The 18,278-nt window shown below is 42.8% G+C and carries 14 protein-coding genes; 7 read left to right on the forward strand and 7 right to left on the reverse strand.

Going from position 1 to position 18,278, the window contains the following annotated elements; translation table 11 throughout:
- Positions 1–143 precede the first annotated feature (143 nt).
- From F2B13_RS11735 to F2B13_RS11750, 4 genes are all read right to left on the reverse strand, one after another.
- Positions 144–890 carry a DUF4397 domain-containing protein gene (locus F2B13_RS11735; RefSeq protein WP_149304283.1) on the reverse strand — a complete coding sequence of 249 codons (747 nt, stop codon included), beginning with the start codon at positions 888–890 and terminating at the stop codon, positions 144–146.
- A complete protein-coding gene (locus F2B13_RS11740; RefSeq protein ID WP_149304284.1) occupies positions 887–2,152 on the reverse strand; it encodes an APC family permease in 1,266 nt (421 codons plus the stop codon). Before F2B13_RS11740 ends, F2B13_RS11735 begins: the two co-directional genes overlap by 4 nt.
- A 225-nt stretch (positions 2,153–2,377) precedes the next feature.
- Complete coding sequence (locus F2B13_RS11745) at positions 2,378–2,857, reverse strand: acyl-CoA thioesterase (RefSeq protein ID WP_149304285.1); 480 nt, start codon at positions 2,855–2,857, stop codon at positions 2,378–2,380.
- A gap of 162 nt (positions 2,858–3,019) precedes the next feature.
- Positions 3,020–4,108: a Gfo/Idh/MocA family protein gene (locus F2B13_RS11750; protein WP_149304286.1), complete on the reverse strand. Its 1,089-nt coding sequence runs from the start codon at positions 4,106–4,108 to the stop codon at positions 3,020–3,022.
- Between the two features lie 289 nt (positions 4,109–4,397).
- Between F2B13_RS11750 and F2B13_RS11755 the strand changes: the two genes are divergently transcribed.
- From F2B13_RS11755 to F2B13_RS20450, 4 genes are all read left to right on the forward strand, one after another.
- Entirely contained in the window at positions 4,398–5,372 is a 975-nt protein-coding gene (locus F2B13_RS11755) for an NAD(P)H-dependent flavin oxidoreductase (RefSeq protein WP_149304287.1), read from the forward strand.
- Between the two features lie 461 nt (positions 5,373–5,833).
- Positions 5,834–6,796 carry a YheT family hydrolase gene (locus F2B13_RS11760; RefSeq protein WP_149304288.1) on the forward strand — a complete coding sequence of 321 codons (963 nt, stop codon included), beginning with the start codon at positions 5,834–5,836 and terminating at the stop codon, positions 6,794–6,796.
- Positions 6,797–6,881: 85 nt separating this feature from the next.
- Positions 6,882–7,367, forward strand: coding sequence for a c-type cytochrome (locus tag F2B13_RS11765; RefSeq protein ID WP_149273270.1), 486 nt, complete (start codon positions 6,882–6,884; stop codon positions 7,365–7,367).
- Positions 7,368–7,592: 225 nt separating this feature from the next.
- On the forward strand, positions 7,593–7,757 hold the full coding sequence (locus F2B13_RS20450) for a hypothetical protein (RefSeq protein ID WP_198440114.1): 165 nt from the start codon (positions 7,593–7,595) through the stop codon (positions 7,755–7,757).
- Here the strand turns inward: F2B13_RS20450 and F2B13_RS11770 are convergent, their stop codons facing one another.
- On the reverse strand, positions 7,758–11,669 hold the full coding sequence (locus F2B13_RS11770) for a PVC-type heme-binding CxxCH protein (RefSeq protein WP_198440115.1): 3,912 nt from the start codon (positions 11,667–11,669) through the stop codon (positions 7,758–7,760).
- Positions 11,670–11,896: 227 nt separating this feature from the next.
- On the opposite strand from F2B13_RS11770, the gene F2B13_RS11775 reads away from it, so the two are divergent.
- Positions 11,897–12,670: a cupin domain-containing protein gene (locus tag F2B13_RS11775; RefSeq protein ID WP_149304289.1), complete on the forward strand. Its 774-nt coding sequence runs from the start codon at positions 11,897–11,899 to the stop codon at positions 12,668–12,670.
- Between the two features lie 24 nt (positions 12,671–12,694).
- Here F2B13_RS11775 and F2B13_RS11780 read toward each other — a convergent pair whose 3' ends face one another.
- A complete protein-coding gene (locus F2B13_RS11780) occupies positions 12,695–14,278 on the reverse strand; it encodes a SulP family inorganic anion transporter (RefSeq protein ID WP_149304290.1) in 1,584 nt (527 codons plus the stop codon).
- A gap of 432 nt (positions 14,279–14,710) precedes the next feature.
- Between F2B13_RS11780 and F2B13_RS11785 the strand changes: the two genes are divergently transcribed.
- Positions 14,711–15,232 carry a DUF421 domain-containing protein gene (locus F2B13_RS11785; RefSeq protein WP_149304291.1) on the forward strand — a complete coding sequence of 174 codons (522 nt, stop codon included), beginning with the start codon at positions 14,711–14,713 and terminating at the stop codon, positions 15,230–15,232.
- A 371-nt stretch (positions 15,233–15,603) separates the two neighbouring features.
- Positions 15,604–16,599 carry an NAD(P)H-dependent glycerol-3-phosphate dehydrogenase gene (locus tag F2B13_RS11790; protein WP_149304292.1) on the forward strand — a complete coding sequence of 332 codons (996 nt, stop codon included), beginning with the start codon at positions 15,604–15,606 and terminating at the stop codon, positions 16,597–16,599.
- A gap of 2 nt (positions 16,600–16,601) precedes the next feature.
- Here the strand turns inward: F2B13_RS11790 and F2B13_RS11795 are convergent, their stop codons facing one another.
- Positions 16,602–18,269 (reverse strand): glycerol-3-phosphate dehydrogenase/oxidase, encoded by a 1,668-nt coding sequence (locus F2B13_RS11795; protein ID WP_149304293.1) that lies wholly within the window; start codon positions 18,267–18,269, stop codon positions 16,602–16,604.
- Between the last annotated feature and the right edge of the window lie 9 nt (positions 18,270–18,278).

The following is an 18,278-nucleotide window of genomic DNA, read 5'->3' on the forward strand; positions in this document are numbered from 1 at the left end:
AATATATGGAATTTTTACAATAAATGGTCTGGAGGACTTAGTTAAGTAGTCGTCATCGCTGACTTTCTGTTTATGGTGCGGAAACTAATGGTGTTTTTTTGACCATAGGCCCTATTATCTCCTCTGGCAAGGTGTACTAAAAATCATTTCATTTTATCAGAAGAAAAAATTAAGCTAAAACGATCTGCAGAGTTAGGACTGGACGGTGCAATAAAATAGGTGACCATTGTCTCCTTCTCTAAATCTATAGTATCTTTTTCCAAAGGAAGAGGACCGGCATCATAGAATAAGGTGACCCCTGTTTTTCCTTCACCGACCGTAGCGGTTTCGGAAATCTTGGCATATTTCAAAGATGCGAATTCTTTGTCTTCAGAACGGCCTGATGCTATAGCTCGAAAAGGAGCACTTCCTGGGCACAAATTGATAAACCGGAGTTTAGCTTTTCCCTTTTCTACTGAAAAGAAATCGTTCAAAACCAAAAGTTGGGGTAAATAGCCGTTTTCCGTAGTTCCCTCAGCACCTTCAACTATATGTTGCAGCTTATCCATAACGGTTTGTAAGTTCACGCTCTGCCCATTAACAGGGCTACCCACCAAGCTTAAAGTATATTTTCCACCCTCCCCAATACCAATTTCTTTCTCGAGTACAAGTTCATCGCCATTTTTCACTTTAATCAAATACCTCGTAGGGTCCAAAGATGAATATTTCGTTATTTTGCCATAATCGACGACAGTCGAAAACACCTCTGAAGTATTCCTGTAGATGATAATCTCAACATCGCTCGTAGTGGTTAAAAACTGTCCTATTCTGAACAAAGCCTTCTGCGGTTCTTGTTTGTTTGCACAGCTTAAAAGCAAAAAAAATAGTATACAGTAAAGTAGTCTTTTCATTTGGATTGTTTTTGGGCGATAAGAAAAGGTCTGCCTAAAATGATAAGTAGTACTAAAATAAGCAGCACCCCTAAGGCTATTGGTTTTGAAACGGCTAGTCGGAAAATAAGTGCCACCCCTGTAGTTCCGCCTATCACCATTCCCAATAGAGGGACCCATTTAAATTTGGCATTTTCTTTATATGCAAGCCAATTCACGACGCCAAATGTGCAAAGAAAGATTAAGCTGGCGGCCTCTACCAATGATGAGAGAGAACCGGTAATAGCCAACAAACCTGCCACACCCCCCAACATTATGATTGATCTATCGGGGATGTCGTTTCCATTAGTATGCTTAAACCATTGGGGCAGCTCATTTTTATCCGCAATATTCTTGGCCAAGTTTGCCGTAGAGAACAACGTGGAATTTATAGCGGCCGCCGTGGCAAATCCAGCGGCCACTGTCATAAGTATCACCCCCGTATGGCCCATGGTTTTCTCTGCCACTATGGAAAGGGCAATCTGTTTAAAACTTATGAGCGTGGCCGCCCCGCCAAGCATTGTGGCCCCGATAGCCACCAAGATATATAGCAGCACGACAAACGCTACAGCACTTAACAAAACGGGCATAAAAGTTTTTTTTGGGTTCTTGATACGGTCGTACTCATAGCTCAATAGTTGAAACCCTTCGTAGGCCATAAAAATAGCAGCTCCCCCTATAAGACCGGACCAGAGAGGTCGTGGCTCTATTCCGGCGACCAATTGGGATGGCTGCCACTTTGAAACTCCATAGATGGCAAGAACCAACAAAACCAATAAGTTTACTGAAACTATGGCAATTTCTACCTTTGTCATCTTACCTACACCTGCAAGATTGAGCAGAATCAAACAGATTGTTATACCAGCTGCCAATAGTCGAATAGACAGTCCATGACCATGAAAGGAGAAAGCCACATAATGGCCAAAAGCGTAGGCGTATACCGAGATGGTAAGTACATATCCAATAATCAACAACCAGCTCAGGCTACCGGCAATTCTGTTATCGTTTACCTCTTCCAAAAAGGCAAATGCACCGCCGCCCTCCTTAAATTTATTCGACAGGAAAACATAACTATAGGCAGAACAAATAGCAATAACTCCCGTACATAAAAATGCGAGCCAGGTCCATTGGGCAGATACCGCCACAACGACTCCCAAAACGGTATAAATTCCTCCACCGACCATACCGCCCGCCGCTAAGGCCCAGACCGATACAGGATTAAGTTTATTATTGTTTGAGGGCATTGTTTAATCGATTTCGTGTAAATTAATTTCTGACAGGAAATTGATCCATACGTAAACCGATAATGTTTTGGCCCCTGCGGATTTTTTCCCAACGTTTGTATATGAAAATTTCATAGTCCTCTGTAATTTTCATCTGTGTGGGGATCAATACTCTTTTTGAAGTAGGCGCTAATCAAAAATACTCAAAATCGCATCTTTATACCAAAATTTGAATACATACCGAATTTATACCTCCAAATCTTTAGGGTCTTTTGAGAACTTTCGGGTGTCTTCTTTGGTAAGTACTCGAAAAACCTTGGCCTTCTCGGCACCACTGAAGGTAAAAAGAAAATCATTGGTCAGTGCGGTGAGCTTTCTGGTCTTTAAGTCCATCCAAGCCCCCATCATCTCGCAGTGGGCGACGTTCTCCCCTTTGTGGGTATAGAAATTGTGCTGAAATTCGAAAAACTTACCGTCTTCGCTCATTCCCGTAATTTCCATAGAAACTTTAATGGGTTTACCCGGAAAGACCTCCTTGAAATAATAAAGATGCTCGTAAAAAACGACAGGGCCAATCTGCTCCTTAGCCAATGATGCCTGATCCAAACCCAATTCCATCAAAAAAGACATGCGGGTATGACTCATAAAATTAAGGTAGGCCGAATTGGCCAAATGCCGATTCGCATCGATGTCGCTCCAACGAATTTCAAATTCTTTCAAGTACATAAAGATGTGTTTGCTTCGGCAAAACTATAGATAATTGATTTATAATACGATTGTGATGAAAGAAAAAATCCAATGATACTCCACTTGGGGAAGATCAGGTTTCAAACGCTGAACCGACAGGCGCATAGTTAGCCCCTGAAAGGAAGTTATCACTAAGGAAGACTAAGCTATCTTTATTGTTTCCCCCTTTCGTGCAGATTCATTTATCGCTTCAACGATTACGATATCCTTCATTCCTTCCACACCGGATACCATCAAAGGCCGGTTTTCCATTATCGCCAGGGCATCGTCGTCCATCTGGCGTGCCTGCTGGTTTTCGATATAAGTGTTCAAAAATGTTCCGTCACTTGCTTTCCCCTTAACACCGCGATACGCCTGAAAAGGGGAAAGTTCGTACCACCCATTTTGGCATTCTGTGCGCAACATATTAATATTTTCCGCCGCCGTAGTTTTCCCCGAAGTACGTATTCCATTCGGGAAATCGAGATTAAAAAGAGTAGTCTCCTCTACTTCTTTGTAGACTTCGGGTCTTGTATTCTCGTGATGGGCAGTTACCGTAAGCGGTTCCATACCCGTAGTATAACGAAGCGCATTGATACAATATACGCCTACGTCATAGATAAGCCCCCCACCCAATTCGGCATCCATGCGCCAAGTTTTTGGAGGATTCGAAATGTTCCAACCTACGTCTGCCCTTACTTTTTCAATAGCACCGAACGGTTTTGTCTTTGACCACTCAATTATTTTGCGGGTGTTTGGCTCATGTTGCATGCGATACCCTATCGCCAGCTTAACCCTGTTTTTAGTACACGCATTGATAATTGCCTGGCATTCTTCGGCCGTTTTGGCCATGGGCTTCTCGCACCAGACATGTTTGCCGGTGTCTGCTGCTTTAATGGCATATTCGGAATGCAGGCCTGTGGGAAGAACGATGTAGATCACATCGATATCGGCATTGTTGGCTATCCCTTCCATATTATCATAGTTGTAAACATTACCATCAGAAATGCCGTGCTTTCTTTGCCACATCGGAATTTTTTCAGGGCTTCCAGTTACAATGCCCCGAAGTTCGCAGTGTTCGGTCAATTGAAGTGCGGGCGCCAATAAATTTTCACTATAATTTCCTAGGCCGACGAGGCAAACGCCTAATTTTTGCTTTTGAAAATTGCTTTTGAAGGCAAGGTGTGGCAGAACGCTCAGCCCACCCAGTGCTAGTCCCGATTTCTTAATAAACGTTCGTCTTTTTTGCATGAGGCTGCTTTTTTTTGATTGATGAAACGTGTTTTTTGGAGCTAATCACAAGATAACCAACTTTTTGGTGACGGGCCCCACTTTATCAGTTTGTTAGGACACTGACACGAGTTTGTTCAACTTCCCAAAACAACCTTTGGATTCTATTTGCGCTTATAAATCGATAACCTGGCGTAATCGAGCCAACAGGCTTTCAAAAAAGAGGTATCCAATAATGATTGTATTTTTCTTCGGCCTTCCCTAAATTTTTACATCCTATATTTGTAACACATTCCAAAGACTCGAAAAAATGTCATCGAAACCCTCCTTTGTTAAAGAACTTGCCCTTCCCGTAATTGCCGCACCCATGTTTTTGATTTCTGGACCCAAATTGGTCATTGAATGTTGTAAGAACGGCATTGTAGGTACCTTTCCGGCACTTAACCAACGTACCAGTGAAGGTTTTGAGGAATGGCTTCTCGAAATCAAATCGGCCCTCAAAAAGTTCGAGGAGGACACAGGTAAAAAACCAGCGCCCTTTGGAGTCAATCTTATAGTACACCCCACGAACCCAAGATTGGAGGCCGACATCAAATTATGTGTAAAGCATAAAGTGCCTATCGTTATTACTTCTTTGGGCGCGGTATCTCGAGTCGTCGATGCGATTCATAGCTATGGGGGGCTTGTCTTTCATGATATTATCAAGAAAAGACATGCCGAAAAAGCACAAGAAGCCGGGGTCGACGGTCTTATTCTTGTGGCCGCCGGTGCAGGTGGGCATGCGGGCACCATAAACCCTATGTCATTGGTAGCCGAAATCAAAAAGTTCTTCCATAGAACTATAATCCTCTCAGGATGTATCAGTACGGGCCGTGATATAGCCTCTGCCTTACAGATGGGCGCCGATCTGGCCTACATGGGTACTCGATTCATCAATACGGAAGAGAGCAAGGCAACACCCGAATACCGTAACATGATTATCGATGCCGGGGCGAGCGATATCGTCTACACCGCAGCCGTTTCCGGAGTCCACGCTAATTTTTTAGGGGCCAGTCTCAAAGCGGCGGGCCTCACCGAAGAAGACTTAAAGAAAGATACTAAAATCGATTTTGGGAAAGAACTAGATACCGAAGCCAAGGCCTGGAAGACAATTTGGTCCGCGGGTCAAGGTTCGGCGGTAATTGAAGATACGTTGCCGGTAGCCAAATTGGTCGATACCCTGAAATCTGAGTTTAAAAAAGCGGTCGAAGAACAGACCAAGGTATTGGATATATATCCGAAATAATCCGACATTGTACTACCTGTGGCAGGTTCATGCTATTTTCCTCTGATGCCTGTTCTGAAATACTTTGCCAAAGAAGGGGTACGAAAAAGGCTTTCAAACTTTAACATATTGATGTTTCCTCAACCCGCCTAAAAACTGATGTACCTAGCTTACTGTCCTTGAAGACAAGAACTGCACATCCTTGTTCCTGCTTTACATTCGTAAGATTTCGATTTTTTCACTTCAGCAATCGCCTCTTGATGTTCCCATTTCTTTATCTGCAAAGCCATTTTAAAATTTACCATGAAGTTTTTGACCCTAATTCTGGCTTCCCTCTATATAAGAAAGTTTTAAGTATTTTAGCAGATTGTGTGTCAGTTCGATACATCGAGTAAGGACCGAATGATCGAAAAAAAAATTGATATGCTCGACGAGACCGATCTGCTGAAACCTGACTCGACTATATATAATATTTTGTACTGATGCCCTTGATTTCTTCGGATTATCGCCCTCCATTTATATTTAAATACGGTCATTTTTCAACCATCTATTCCGGACTCTTCAGAAAGGTTACTGGATTGGTACAACATCGCGAACGCCTTGAACTCGCCGATGGTGATTTTATGGACCTCGATTGGAGTTTTGCTAAAAATCACTCTAAAAAGGTTGCCATTCTACTACATGGTCTGGAAGGAAATGCCCAACGACCATATATTACCGGAAGTGCCAAAGCCTTTAACACCTATGGTGCAGATGCGTGCGCCGTAAACTTTCGCGGGTGTAGCGAGCAGACCAACCGCCTATTTCGCTCGTACCATTCAGGTGCCACCGAAGACCTGGATGCCGTAGTTCAACATCTTGTCAGCACTAAGAAATATACGGAAATCTACATCAATGGATTTAGTCTTGGCGGAAATATGGCTCTTAAATATGTAGGTGAGCGTCGTTCCGTTCCAACTGAAGTAAAATGTGTCGTTGGCATTTCGGTTCCTTGCAACCTATATAGCTCACTTTGCATGTTGCTCAAACCAAAAAATTATTTGTATGCTCGGCGTTTTAAGCATCATCTAGTGGCTAAACTTTATAAAAAACTACCGCTCTTTCCTGACAAAATTTCAATGAAGGATATCAAAAGAATTAAAAACCTGAAGGATTTCGATGATATCTATACCAGTAAAGCCCACGGCTTCAAAAATGCACTTGACTATTATGAGAAGTGTAGTTGCAAACAGTTCTTGCCCAACATCCAAATACCGACGCTCATCATTAATGCGTCGAACGATTCTTTTCTGGGGCCTGCATGTTACCCTTACCACGAAGCCCGACAAAATGCAAATATTCATTTGGAAGTTCCTTCTTTTGGCGGACATGTAGGCTTCTACGACGTTTACAATCAATTCTACTCAGAAAAAAGAACAATAAAATTTGTACAAGACATGGTTTAGATTTCCCTAATCCTTATCTTAGTGCCAGAAACATTATACGCAAGGGTAAGCCGTCAACTGGCCCCACACATAAACAAATTATCACATGAAAAAACTACTCATTGCTTTCGCTTTAGGCGGATTAATTATCGGTTGTGGCGAGGAAAAAAAAGAAGAAAAAAAAGAAGGTTTTGAAATGAACCGCACCAAAACGGAAGAAAAGGCCGTAGAGGCCAAATCAGAAGGTGTTCCAGTGGATATGGATAATCAAGGTGTTGGCCCGTTCAAAGATGTTACGTTCCCTGCCGAAATCGATGCTGAAATGGCCGCTGCGGGAGAAGGAACATTCAAATCTATTTGTACCGCCTGCCACATGGCCGATCAAAGATTGATAGGTCCGGCCCTTAAAGGCGTCTATGAGCGCAGGAGTCCGGCATGGGTGATGAATATGATTATAGGCCCCGATAAAATGCTTAAGGAAGACCCTACTGCACAGGCTTTGTTGAAAGAATACAACAACGCCATTATGTTGAACCAAAATCTTTCTGAAGAAGAAACACGACAGGTGGCAGAATATTTGAGAACACTTTAAGCCCAATAACATTTTTCTAAAAATTCAAAACCTATCAGTTATTGATAGGTTTTTTTATTTCCCGTGTTTACCTGTTCTCCTTATTTGACATCCATTTTTAGTTAGCTTAAAGCATCATATATACTATTTTTCACATAAAGAAACTGCCGGTTTTTAACAAAATTTTATGCTTTTATCCGGAAAGTTGTCGTCTTTATTAAAAAGAACATGCTAACATCGACCGTAATGAAAAATGATATTTTACTTCTCACAGAAGAGAAAACAATAGAGCAAAAATTACAAAAAGCCACAAAACTTATATTCAAAAATTACTGGTTGGGATGGGCCGGAGGATATAGCGGGCCTAAAACGAAGCGCCAATTCTACTCATCCCGCCTAGAAGAAGACTAGCTATAAATTAATAGCTTCCGTAGTTTTCAAAAATGCTATAAGATCGATGACTTCCTTATCGGAAAGGGTCTCTAAAAGCCCTTCAGGCATCATCGAGGAGGATGCGGTCTCCCGTGACTGTATGTCAGATTTATTGAGTACCAATTCATCTTGCCCGATGACCCGAAGCGTAACCTGCCTATCATTTTCGGCTATTACGTTCCCGCTAAATGTGCGTCCATCCCGGCTTGTTATGACCACCATTCGATAATCATCCTGTATTTCACTGCTCGGTTCTATTAAATTATTAAGTAAATATTCAATATTCGTGCGGTTAGACCCCGTGATATCCGGACCGATTTTTCCACCCTCCCCGTAAATCATATGACAAGCACTGCAGGTGCGTTCGAACATTTGTTTCCCATTTTTAAGGTCCGCATTTGCAAGCGCCTGTTCGCCAAGCAATAGCCGGTATTTTTTATAGTCCAATTGTTTATCGGCCGAAAGTTGATCGATAGGCCCCCATACTTCGACAAATCCATTACCCACTACGCGGCGCAATTGACGGGCCACATAAGCTGGCACATCCTTTTTCCGTATTTTTCCATTTTTGATAGCCTCAGTGAGCAATCTGCCATAGGTGCCACGGCTAGACAAGGTTTGTAACGCCTCCCCTCTTTCATCGGGAGAGAAGTTTTCAAATTTATTGATAAGCAGGGTTCCTAAAGCTTCCCTGTCAAAAGAAGCCATGGCTCGAATGGCTCCTAGCCGGAGGTCTGAGTCCTCTATCAAATCCGGCAACAAAGCGATCAACTCCTCCCTTTTCTTCGAAGTCAGAGCTGTCAAGGCATTGACCCTGTTATTCACAGACTCCTCTTTATTCCTTAAAACCTCCAAAAACTGCCGCGTAGCTTCTGTGTCTCCGAAGAGCTGCGCTACCTCAACCGCAAGAGGGGCTAACTCCGCATTCGATTTCAGATTGGTGTATACCGTCTTCCAATTTTCAGGGGCTACGATATCGGAACGGCCTTCAAGGCCCGATATCATTCCCTTTAGCATAGCTTTTGCCCTGAGGGGGCGATTACTCAAAGCCCCTACCAAGACCTCGAGGGCATCTGCATCGACCAAACGTCTTGCTGTAAATTCAGCAAGCATGGGCAATTTAGAAGAAGCCGCAAAGGCAATCGCTTTATCGAAGTTCTTAGCAACAGATCCTTCCATTCCGAACCATATCATTTTGGGAATATTATGATCGTCGCTATCGATCGGTCTTGATACCAAATTTTCCGCAATTCGCCACCTTGTATTTTCATCTATCCGTTGCAGGGCTGCCGCTAAATAAAGGCGAACCGTAGCTGATGGGTCACTTGCAGCTATGGCTTCCATTTTGTCAAGAAAAGGTTTCGGGGCGTCACTATCCTCACAAGCCATTTGAATGGCCCATGCCCGCACATATTCATCAGCATCTTCCAATGCTTTTAAAAGGTCGCCCGAAGTCAGGTTATTGGTTATGTACAAGGCCCACATCGCGCGCAACCGGTAATCAGGATCTTGCCCTTCAAAAAACAGTTCTTTCAGATTGTCGAGGGCCTGGTCAGAAATGGTACGACTGGTTGCACGATACTGCAAAATGACCCTTGCCCTTCGCGCATGCCAATCACTTTCACTTGTTTGTAGGTCGACCAATTGTATATCTGACATGCTCTTTAGGTCATCGTAACGCCCATCCCACTCTCCAGCAGAGGATTTCTTAGGTGAAATACGAAATATTCTTCCGGTCTCTTTGTTCAATACTTCCTTCCCACAGATATCGGCATCGTGCCAATCTAAGACATAAAGGTCTCCAGAGGGTCCAATTTCCATACTAAAACCGATCCATTGGGCATTATTGGCCTGAAGAAAATCATCCCCATGATGGGCGATAAAGCCGGAGCCCCTTTTTTCTAAAATATCGGACAGCACTGCATGTTCGTGAATATTTGCCATAAACAAACGGTTTTGATGCTCCTCTGGAAAAGCATCCGACTGATAGATACGGGCGCCACCGTGTGCCGAACGGTGTCTATGATCGACAATGGTCTGAATATCACTGTATACATAAGGGTTAAAATGTTGGCCGCCCTGACGGTGGTAAATACCCCCAGGAACTACATGAAACAAGTGTGGAATCACGCAGGCACTAATGAACAGCTGCCCTTTTCGGTCATAGTCGATACCCCAAGGGTTGCTGAATCCATGGGCCACCACTTCAAATCTCTTTTTGGTGGGATGGTAGCGCCATACCCCGCCGTTTATAGGTACACCATCAGCTTCCAAAAGATCCTCGGGAAAAGCATCCTTATGCCTATAAATTTTACCTTCTCCTTTTGGTTTTCTGATTTTTGATGGGGTAGCGAAACCTTCCAATCCGTACAACCATCCGTCTGGACCCCAGTGAAAACTATTGATGGTTTCATGTCGATCGCGAATACCCCAGCCGGTAAGGAGTACTTCAATGTCATCTTCATCAGCCTTATCATCACCATCTTTATCGGGTACGAAGAGTAAGTTTGGCGGAGCCCCTAAAAATAGTCCGTCGAAACCGACGGCTATAGCGGACGGAAAAGGAATACCTTCCAAAAACACCTTGCGACTATCAGCGATACCATCACGATCAGTATCCTCTAGAATTATAATTCGGCTATCGCCGGAATTCGAAAAACCGTCTCCCCGAGACTCATAATCTCGGTTTTCAGCTACCCACAGCCGACCTTGATCGTCCCAACAAAATGCAATAGGCTGGGTAATCATAGGTTCACCTGCCCATGCATTTGCCTCAAAACCTTCTAACATTGTCATTTCGGCAACTGCTTCATTAGGAGTCAGAAATTTGGCATTTCTGCCCTCCTCTTGGGCAATATCCCACAAAGATGCAGTGGTATATAATGAATTGTTATCAATATAATCGTTCCAAAGCTCTGTAACGGTCAAATCGTTCAACACGCCATTATAAGCCACAATTCGATGACGTATAATCTCCGTTTCTCCTTCAGCAATATGCCAATCTCCCATACCGGCGCGTACAGGTCCAATACCAAATTGATCATCTACCCGCCAAGGCTGTGGAAAACCACCATTTTCAGGGTGGTCAAAAATAGTAATGTGCGACATCGCTGTGTCGTTTTCGAGTTGCATACCCACATCTACCCACATGGCACGTTGCCCTTCGGCTTTCTTATTTTTCTGACGAGCGGCGTTAACAACCTCGGCATTGATCCCTTCTTTCCAAGGCATTCGAAGAAAGAGTCCGCCATAGTCAAATTCCCCCACAGTAATATCAGTCAACGCTTTTCCTTGCCATTCCAGATCTAAGAAAAATTTATCTTCCGATACCTGCATTGTCCAGATTTGGGTTTCCCTCAATATAGGTTCTCCCGAGCCATCAAGCATATCGTAAACCGTTTGCCATGAAACCTCAGTTCCTTCAGCCACCAAAATATCCATGGAAATTCTTTTCCAATAGTCGCCCTCTGGATGATGAAAAAAGTCACGCCCTATTTTTTCTTGTATTTGGGGAAGTTTATCTTTTTTGTAAAAGTACTTTTGAACTGTATCTGCGGGCACCTCTTCGCCGTTCACGCGTGTAAAGCCCCAATAAAGTCCCGTTTGGTGCTTGTGATGACCAGGGCTATATTCTGTAAGTACCCCATTTCCATCAGGGGATGCTATCGGATGTAAGAACGGACGAAAATCGGGTCTGGCATTCTGAACCACAAGTGGCTCCTCTCCCCCTTTACGAACAACGGATAATGAGTTCCCACTCGGATCCAGCTCTATCTCAAGTTGCTTTGTAACAGTGGACCTTTGCTTTTCTTCGTTTCTTGTGACACATGCCGAGACCAGCATGAAGAGACCCAAAATGAGGATATAGCCAACGCTGCGTTGAGTTCTCATATAAAGAGATTTTTGGAAATTGAAAATCTAAGATTTAAATATACAATTTATTGCTCGGCCGAACGATACTGAAAATGTGTAGGGGCGACCCTTTAAAACTTTGCTTTAGGCCATTATGTAAAGAAATACTGCGGAATCACCGTAATTTTATAAATTGTCACCTATAACCGTCATAATTGTTTTATCTTAATAGAATTCAAGTTTTTTCTTCAAACGAGAACGCATATATGAAATTTCAATCAATGCTTTGGCCATCGATACTGATCTGCACTATTGGAACGTCCCAATTAAAGGAAGTGGAAACTGGAGTTTACAAGTGGAACGAACTGCCTAAAAAGGAAAGTCCCGAACGCATAAGTCGTAAAATTCTAGAGGGCTATTCGCCACATTTTAGCTTTTTTGAAATCCATGCGACCACTCAGGCAAAAGGGGCTAAGCCTGCAGCTCCGCATACCCAGAAGAACATTGAAGAGCTGATTGTCGTGAAAGAGGGGCAAATGAAAATGACGATTGACGGAGAAAGTAAAATACTAAGTGCCGGTAGTGTAGTATTGATTCCCCCGCTTACGGAGCAATCTATGGAAAATGTCGGTGATGGCGAACTGACCTATTACGTTATCATGTTTACCGCGAATGAGCCTATGGACATGGAGAGAAGTAAAAAAGCAGGTCATCAATTGTTTCTGGAATCCTCGTCTTTAAAATCGAAAGAAACCAAGAAAGGAAGTAGCACCCCATATTTTGAAAGGCCCTCAGCCATGTGTAAAAAATTCGAAATGCATGCCACGCAATTGAATGGAAAAGGACCAAGCCATGAGCCCCATTCACACTTAGATTCCGAACTAATAATCGTAGTGGAAGGTCAGACCCAAATGACCATAAACAATAAAAACTATACGGGCGAAACGGGCGATGTTTATTTCATCAGGTCGAACGACTTTCATGGTATCTCGAATATAGGTGATCAACCTTGCCGCTACTATGCCATCCGCTGGCATTAGCACGATTTGTAAATTGGTATCGCACTATAAAGTAGGCTTATCAACCATCACTTTATAGGTAGGATCTTCCAAGACGTTGACATCGATAATATCTTCGGCGTTTTTCAGCAGACGGACGCAGTCTTTACTCAAATGCCTTAAATGTACTTTCTTGCCGGCTTTATTATAACGTTCCGTTATTTTGTTCAAGGCTTCAATACCTGACATGTCGGCCACACGGCTTTCCTTAAAATCGATGATGACCTCATTGGGATCATTCTGTACGTCGAATTTCTCACCAAAGAGGGTAGTTGACCCAAAGAAGAGTGGACCGTAAATCTCATAATGCTTCACTCCATTCTCATCAATACGCTTACGCGCCCGAATACGTTTCGCATTCTCCCAGGAATAGGCTAGCGCGGAGATAATTACACCCAGCAAGACGGCCACGGCCAAATTATGTGTTACCGCAGTAATTAAAGTGACCAAAACCATGACAACCACATCTGATTTTGGCATTTTGCCAAAGGTCTTGAAACTGGCCCATTCAAAAGTTCCTATGGCCACCATAAACATTAGGCCGACCAAGGCAGCCATTGGTAACCGTTCTATGAGACTCGAACCAAACATTATGAAGACCAAAAGCATCACCGCAGCAGTAATTCCAGAGAGTCTTGCCCGTGCCCCTGAAGAAGTATTTATTAAGCTTTGACCAATCATTGCACAGCCTCCCATACCCGACAGAAAACCGGAAAAGATATTCGCCGTACCCTGAGCTACGCATTCTTTATTTCCACTACCTCGGGTTTCTGTAATTTCATCGATAATGTTCAAGGTCAAAAGACTTTCGATCAATCCTACTCCTGCCACAATCGCTGCGTAAGGAAAGATTATTTTAATCGTTTCAAGCGTAAATGGTATGTCAGGAATAGAGAGTGGCGGAAACCCACCGCTGATACTTTCGCCTTCCCTTATGGTATCGGCAACGGTAAGTGTATCAATGCCAAAACCAATTACTATCCCAGAAACCACGATGATGGCCAATAATGAAGAAGGAACAGCTTTGGTCAATTTTGGAAAACCCCAAATAATGAACATGGTCAAAAGTGTAAGCCCTATCATGACTAACATAGGCATCCCTGTCAATAACTGATCCGTACCTTTTTGGTAAAAATTTGGAAACTGTGCCATGAAAATTATAATGGCCAAACCATTCACGAAACCGAACATCACCGGATGGGGTACTAACCTTATAAATTTACCTAAACGCAGTACCCCGGCCAAAATCTGCAAGGTGCCCGCAATAATGACCGTAGCAAAAACGTAATGCAAGATCGTCTCTGGTTCTATCCCCGGAAAATTCCGTTTTAATTCAAGAATTAATCCCACAAAAATGACCGCTACAGCTCCTGTTGCCCCTGAAATCATACCAGGTCGACCTCCTAAAATAGAAGTTATCAAACACAGTACAAAGGCCGCATACAAGCCGGTTAAAGGTGAAAAGCCTGGAATGAGGGCGAAAGCAATGGCTTCTGGCACTAACGCCAGGGCTACGGTCAACCCGGAAAGGATTTCGGTCTTGTAGTCGACTTTCTGCCTAAAATCAAACAAATTCAGGTATTTCTTCACAGCATTAAGATTTTAAGCGCGCAAAAATAGGGCAAATTAGACTTTAAGCCTAAAGAAGTGACCGAAATCACCCGGTTTCGGAGAAATATACTCTATCGTGCGCCAGTATATAGTCTAAACCATCGTCAAGAATTAAACAAGATATTCGCTTGATACGACCAGACTTAGGGCCTCACCCACTTTTGATCTCAAAAAGCTTTTCTCCCGGCTCCCTAAGGTGGCAGTTTCTTATTTAGCTGGTTCCCAATCCTAGGACTTACGCGAGAGGTATACCCATGTCGGATCCACAATGTCGGATTACCATAAAACTTGTATTGCGTTATTAAAGAAACCGTCACAGCAACCCTCTATGGTTAATATCGTTTAAATTGTAGGATACCTTTTTAAGGCACACGGGAAATAACGTTAACCTTTTCCCAAACAAAGTAGACTATGGAGATTTTCTCACTTTTAGATTTATCTACGGTACTTCAAATGGTGTTAGCGGCCGTTTGTATTTACTTTTACATTATGCTGGTTACCCGATTCGCCGGCAAGAGAACATTTGCCAAAATGACAAGCTTCGACTTTGCAGTCACTATAGCGATGGGATCCATCTTGGCAGACGCCGTGAATAAACCCATATCCAATCTAATGCCTGCATTTGTTTCCTTGGCCCTCTTGGCGGCACTTCAAGTTCTCTTTTCAAAGGTGCTTTCTAGTTCTTCCTCTGCAGAAAAGTTGTTGACCAATACTCCAATATTGTTAATGAAAGATGGAAAAATATATGAGAAAAACTTAGAAAAGGCCTTGGTTAGCCATGCCGACCTAATGGCTAAGTTAAGGGAGGCCAATGTTTTACAATTTTCTCAGGTAAAAGCGGTCATTTTCGAAACTACCGGGGATATTTCCGTGCTTCATACCTCGGATATCATCGAGATCGATCTAAAAATACTGGAAGATGTAAAGCTCTAAATAAAAAAAACCGCCCCGAACAGTATTGCTCAGGGCGATTCCTAACTAAATAACCAACCAAAAATTTATCTCTGACGTTCTCCGAAACAAATCGGGTCCGATTCTTATCTACCTCGGTTCTATTGTTCGTTAGAACTCCTAATAATAACGACCTGTACTAGGATATAATTGCTCGACCAACGGTAGCTAATGTTAAAGTTTATGGTATTTTGACGTCATCACTGTCATACATCGAGCCATACATCTATAACGTACACCAAACCATCAGAATATGGCTATTTAATTGATTAATTTTACAAATCGATTGTATATTTTCTATCAAACGACGTGCGCTCTTGCTGTTAAGGGGAGAACATGAAAACAGGGAAAAGATGACTAAAAAATTCGCAGTTTTTGGAGGAGGAAGTTGGGCTACCGCCATTGTAAAGATGCTCTGTGTCAATCAAGATCAAGTAGGATGGTATATGCGAAATACTGATGCCGTTGGCTTTATTAATATTAAGAAACACAATCCGAATTACCTGACATCGGTAACCTTTGACACCAAGCAACTCGCACTGACTGATGATATTAACGAAGCAGTATCCGGAGCCGATATATTAATATTTGCCATTCCCTCTGCCTTTTTGGGCAGCGAATTGGAGAAATTGACGGTACCATTAGAGGAAAAAATCGTTTTCTCGGCAATTAAGGGGATTGTACCTGAAACCGGATTGATTGTTGGCGAGCACTTTCATGAAAAATACAAGATTCCCTTCAAAAATATCGGGGTAATCACGGGGCCCTGTCATGCTGAAGAAGTAGCCCTCGAACGTCTATCCTATTTGACCATTGCCTGTGCCGATACCGAAAAAGCCAAGTATATGGCCAAAAATCTCGAAAGCAGCTATATCAAAACGAAAGTAACCAAAGACATCATCGGTACGGAATATGCCGCCATGCTTAAAAATATCTATGCAATTGCCGCAGGTATTGCCCATGGCCTAGGTTACGGCGACAATTTTCAAAGCGTTTTGATGAGCAATGCCATTCGAGAGATGAAGCGCTTTACCAAGCGCATTCATAAAATAGACCGTAATATCAATGATTCGGCCTATTTGGGCGATCTTTTAGTTACGGGCTATTCTACTTTCAGCCGAAACCGGATGTTTGGCAACATGATTGGCAAAGGCTACACCGTTAAAAGTGCGCAGATGGAAATGAGCATGGTCGCCGAGGGCTACTATGCCACCAAAAGTGCCTACGATATCAAATCGAAGTTCGAAAAAAAGGTCAGAACTCCTATAATTAACGCTGTCTATGAGGTTCTATATGAGGGTAAAAATCCAAAAAAGGTATTTGCCAAGTTGACCGATAAATTGAACTAAGCCTATACCCGGTCCATAGAAAAATTGGAATGCTCGTTGAGTTCGTGATTTAAGGTTTCTTTCCATTCCAGAACCTGCTGGTCATCGAGTTTAAAACGTCTTTTGAACTCGTCTAAAACAGGATCCATTAAATTTCGAACGCTATCGATATCAAAGTAGAGCCTTCCCGTTCTTCGAATAAAGAAATCCATTGGAGTCTGTACCATCTCGTAATCGATTCCGAATTGTAGTTCCGCCTTGACCATTCGTATATAGATATCTTCTTTGTTTAATGTATCGTATATATCTAAAATTGTCTCGGTCTGTTTACCATATGTAGTCACCAAAGACCAGGCGTCATATTCTTCAAAACCTTCTCCTTTGATTCGTTCATAGACTTCGGAAATATACTTTTGGACGTTCTTGAACTTTTTAAAATCTACGTTTCCACACAAAGGAATTTTATCCGTGTAGCATTCCTTAAGCTCAGTACCATAATCATCTTCCATTTTCTCGGCGATACGGTTGACCACGCGTTCGGCCATTTTTCGATACCCTGTCAACTTACCGCCGGCAATACTGATCAGGCCAGTATCAGACGTAAAGATTTCATCCTTTCGCGAGAGTTCCGAAGCCGATTTTCCCTCTTCATGAATCAATGGCCTCAGGCCCGCCCAGGAAGAAATGATATCTTCCATTTCGAGATTTATTTTAGGAAACATATTATTTACGGCAGACAATAGATAAATCGCATCGGCCAGGTCAACGCGTACATTGTCTTTATCTTTGTTAAAATTGGTGTCGGTAGTGCCTACATAGGTAATTTTTCCTCTCGGAATAGCGAACATCATACGGCCATCAGGTATATCAAAATACACCGAATGTTTCACTGGAAGTTTTGCATGAGGAAAAACGAGGTGAACCCCTTTTGTCAGGTGTAGTTGCTTGCCTTTCTTGGAGTTGTTGACATTTCGCAGATCATCGACCCACGGGCCGGCCGCACTTATAACGTATTTAGATGTTATATCAAACGCTCGGCCCGTTAGCACATCTTTAACCTTTACGCCACAAACTTTTTCTTCGGTATATAGAAAATCTTCTACTCGGGCATAGTTTAATGCGGTCGCACCGAAAGAAAGACTCGTCTTGATATTTTCCAACGTCAGGCGGGCGTCATCCGTTCTGTATTCTGCATAATAGCCCGCACCTTTAAGAATCTTCTTGGGCAGGAGGGGCTCTAACTTCTTAGCCTCCTTTTTTTCGAGCATTTTACGTTTATCATCCCCTGTGACCTGGGCGAGAATATCGTAAACCTTCAAGCCGATAGAGGTCAACCATTTGCCGTACGAACCGTTTTCTATTAGCGGCAATAGCATTTTTTCAGGGAGTACAAGGTGTGGGGCTAATTTATGAACGATTGCCCTTTCGGAACCGACCTCCTTGACCAACCAAAAATCAAATTGTTTTAGATACCGAAGCCCCCCATGAATAAGTTTGGTAGATTTACTGCTGGTGCCGGAGGCAAAATCACCTTTTTCGACCAAGGCCACTTTTAATCCTCGAGAAGCGGCATCAAGGGCTATTCCTCCCCCGGTAATTCCCCCACCGATAACAACAAGGTCAAATGTGCCCTTGGCGAGATTCTCTATAATCTTTGTTCGCTCTAAATTTGAAAATCTTATATTTTCCACTTATTTTTT

Origin of the sequence: Pareuzebyella sediminis (assembly GCF_008367235.1) — a bacterium.
Lineage (GTDB): Bacteria > Bacteroidota > Bacteroidia > Flavobacteriales > Flavobacteriaceae > Pareuzebyella > Pareuzebyella sediminis.

Excerpts from the sequence above, each read along its gene's own strand:
- F2B13_RS11790 (WP_149304292.1), top strand. The coding sequence starts at position 15,604 with ATGACTAAAAAATTCGCAGTTTTTGGAGGAGGAAGTTGGGCTACCGCC.
- F2B13_RS11745 (WP_149304285.1), bottom strand. The coding sequence starts at position 2,857 with ATGTACTTGAAAGAATTTGAAATTCGTTGGAGCGACATCGATGCGAAT.
- F2B13_RS11770 (WP_198440115.1), bottom strand. The coding sequence starts at position 11,669 with ATGAGAACTCAACGCAGCGTTGGCTATATCCTCATTTTGGGTCTCTTC.
- F2B13_RS11755 (WP_149304287.1), top strand. The coding sequence starts at position 4,398 with ATGTCATCGAAACCCTCCTTTGTTAAAGAACTTGCCCTTCCCGTAATT.
- F2B13_RS11740 (WP_149304284.1), bottom strand. The coding sequence starts at position 2,152 with ATGCCCTCAAACAATAATAAACTTAATCCTGTATCGGTCTGGGCCTTA.
- F2B13_RS11760 (WP_149304288.1), top strand. The coding sequence starts at position 5,834 with ATGCCCTTGATTTCTTCGGATTATCGCCCTCCATTTATATTTAAATAC.
- F2B13_RS11765 (WP_149273270.1), top strand. The coding sequence starts at position 6,882 with ATGAAAAAACTACTCATTGCTTTCGCTTTAGGCGGATTAATTATCGGT.
- F2B13_RS20450 (WP_198440114.1), top strand. The coding sequence starts at position 7,593 with ATGAAAAATGATATTTTACTTCTCACAGAAGAGAAAACAATAGAGCAA.
- F2B13_RS11775 (WP_149304289.1), top strand. The coding sequence starts at position 11,897 with ATGAAATTTCAATCAATGCTTTGGCCATCGATACTGATCTGCACTATT.
- F2B13_RS11735 (WP_149304283.1), bottom strand. The coding sequence starts at position 890 with ATGAAAAGACTACTTTACTGTATACTATTTTTTTTGCTTTTAAGCTGT.
- F2B13_RS11785 (WP_149304291.1), top strand. The coding sequence starts at position 14,711 with ATGGAGATTTTCTCACTTTTAGATTTATCTACGGTACTTCAAATGGTG.
- F2B13_RS11750 (WP_149304286.1), bottom strand. The coding sequence starts at position 4,108 with ATGCAAAAAAGACGAACGTTTATTAAGAAATCGGGACTAGCACTGGGT.